The sequence below is a fragment of the Parendozoicomonas sp. Alg238-R29 genome, from assembly GCF_947331445.1.
GTDB lineage: Bacteria > Pseudomonadota > Gammaproteobacteria > Pseudomonadales > Endozoicomonadaceae > Sansalvadorimonas.
This window is the reverse complement of sequence record NZ_CAMZOG010000228.1, coordinates 1-1051: the sequence shown is the minus strand read 5'-3', so window position 1 is coordinate 1051 and position 1051 is coordinate 1. Positions and strand designations below refer to the sequence as shown.

The following is a 1051-nucleotide window of genomic DNA, read 5'->3' as shown; positions in this document are numbered from 1 at the left end:
AACAAACTCTCTTCTGAGAAGATATGTGTCTTTAAAAATCGCTTCCACCCCAGATAGCGCGATAAATATTTCGTTGCCACACCTTTGAAAAAACCATTGATCCAACGTTTGAGCTCACTGTGATAAGCGTTGACCGTCTGGATGTGATAAACCTTCTCTCGCACATACTGCCCTGCCGTCGTGACCAGCTCTTTCAATGTGACATTGAGTTGACCGGCCAGTTTCTCATGGGACAGATGAGCATCCGTACACAGGGTGCTGCCTGGTAAAATCCGTCCTGCCAGTTGCGTGAAGAGTTCATCGTTGCTCACATGTTCGAGAACCGCATCGGTTACGTGTTGCTGGCGGTCGCAGGCCACCATAACGGGAATTTTTCTGATTGTTTCTGACTTTTCACTGGCATTCTCCGGCGGCTTTTTCTTGCGTCTGGATCGACCACCTCGTTTGCGGGCTTCAGCGCCCAGCCCCCGCTGCCCTTTACGGGATTCCCGGAAAAAGGTTTCATCCATTTCTGAGATACCCGACAGCTGACCTGTTGTGTCGGCTTCAATCACTGCCATCAGGCGATGACGGAGATAAAACGATGTTTTCAGGGACACGTTACATTCGGCAGCAGCCGGGCGTAACGTGGTGCCTCCCTCCATACAGGACAGGTAGGCATCCAGCTTTTCACGAATACGAAAATGAGCCAAGGGCGTGCCGCTCAATGCATTGCAGGTACGCCCGCATTCGTTGCAGCGGTAGCGTTGATGACCAGCGTTCTGCCCCCAGCGCGTCATGGATTCACCGGTGCAGTGAGGACAGCGCGGGTGCTGATCAAAGTAATATTTGAGACGTTCAAGAAGACGACTATTGCCCGTAACCTCTGGCGTCTTCGGGCATGGCGGTAAGGTTGTGTGCAAACATGTCAGTTGCTCAGGGGACAATGTACTGAGAGATTTCAGGAACTCTTGGAATTGTGTCTGCTGCATGACGATGGTTCCAATGATACGACAGAAACCGATGCTCAGGAGTGTAGTTCATGCTACCAATATGTATTGTGAACAGAGCC

General features: G+C 51.1%; 1 protein-coding gene. It reads right to left on the bottom strand.

Annotated features, from left to right (window positions below; all coding sequences use genetic code 11):
• Positions 1-971 (bottom strand): IS1595 family transposase (locus tag QMA35_RS21780; protein ID WP_281649230.1); only part of this gene is annotated, 971 nt, incomplete at its 3' end.
• Between the last annotated feature and the right edge of the window lie 80 nt (positions 972-1051).